Origin of the sequence: Paenibacillus lignilyticus, from assembly GCF_017942085.1 — a bacterium.
Taxonomy (GTDB): domain Bacteria; phylum Bacillota; class Bacilli; order Paenibacillales; family Paenibacillaceae; genus Paenibacillus_Z; species Paenibacillus_Z lignilyticus.
Genome location: NZ_JAGKSP010000044.1, coordinates 1 through 1,298 on the forward strand (window position 1 = coordinate 1; position 1,298 = coordinate 1,298).

Below are 1,298 nucleotides of genomic sequence, written 5' to 3' on the forward strand. Positions count from 1 at the left end.
TCCGAAAAGAAGCTGGGAGTGCGAAAATGGAACTCTCAGCGTATCAAGTAACCTGCTTGTCACAGGTGGTGGAAGTGAGCGTCTCAAAATGAGCCTCTCACCGTCGAAACTGCTCCGAAAAGAAGCTGGGAGTGCGAAAATGGAACTCTCAGCGTATCAAGTAACCTGCTTGTCACAGGTGGTGGAAGTGAGCGTCTCAAAATGAGCCTCTCACCGTCGAAACTGCTCCGAAAAGAAGCTAAGAGTTCGAAAATGGACTTTCAGGTACCAAGTAACCTGCTTGTCGCAGGTGGTGGAAGTGAGAGTCGGAAATACCAGCTCTCAGTAGTCAAACTAACTAATTTGGCCTGATGTGTTGAAGTGAGAGACGGAAAATCCGACGCTCGCGGCCGAAACTGCGCTGAAAAGAAGCTGAGAGTCGGAAGAACCGGCTCTCAGAAGTCAAACTAACTAATATGGCCAGACGAGTTGAAGTGAGAGACGGAAAACCCTACTATCGCCGCCGAAACTGCGTCGATAAATCGCTGAGAGTCAGGAAATCCGCCTCTCAGCAGTCAAATTAACTAATCTACCTCAGCGCCGGTTGCAGAGAGTCGGGAAAACCACCATCGCGCTTGCGCACTGAGAAGCAGCCAATGCCCAAAACAAAAACCCGCCTGCAGTAATAACTGCGGGCGGGTTTTGCTATCCAAGTTAGCCTTGGTTGTTTTCTTCCAAGAGCTTAAGCTGTTCGTAGTTGTTTTCGATTTGGTCGGGGTGAAGTCCGAAATGCTCATCATCCCCGCGCGGGCCACCGAATGGGGATACGGTGAGCTCAAGACCAACGGTATCGTTGAATTGAACCGGCAGGTACAGCAGCGACTCCGGAATACGGCGGCCGTTGAGGCGCAGAATGGTGTCAACGCTGCCGACAGTAGCAACGCCATTGACGGATATGATACGGCCGTTATTGCCGAAGCGTACAACACCTGTGCCTGCGAGTGCTTGCGCTAAGGTCATGTTCGGGAAGTGTCTTACGTTATACACCTGTGTTACCCAAGGGAAGAACGTTCCGCCGTTGATGACGACCCGCACAAACCGCTGACCCGGTCCTGGGAACGGTCCCGGTCCCGGAATCGGAATAGGGATCGGAATCGGAAATGGGAACGGTGGAGGTGGGAATGGTCCTGGTCCAGGTGGGAACGGTGGAGGTGGGAATGGTCCTGGTCCAGGTGGGAATGGTCCCGGTCCGGGTCCCGGTCCAGGCCCTGGCCCCGGCCCAGGCGGAAATCCGCCGCCCCCGCCGCCGGGGAAGCCGC

Annotated in this window: 2 protein-coding genes; one reads left to right on the forward strand and one right to left on the reverse strand. The window is 54.5% G+C overall.

Annotation, left to right across the window (positions count from 1 at the left end; genetic code table 11):
• On the forward strand, window positions 1–205 hold a 205-nt coding region (locus I8J30_RS32575), incomplete at its 5' end, for a hypothetical protein (protein ID WP_210664497.1).
• A 488-nt stretch (window positions 206–693) separates the two neighbouring features.
• Here the strand turns inward: I8J30_RS32575 and I8J30_RS32580 are convergent.
• Window positions 694–1,074, reverse strand: coding sequence for a hypothetical protein (locus tag I8J30_RS32580; RefSeq protein WP_210664498.1), 381 nt, complete (start codon window positions 1,072–1,074; stop codon window positions 694–696).
• Between the last annotated feature and the right edge of the window lie 224 nt (window positions 1,075–1,298).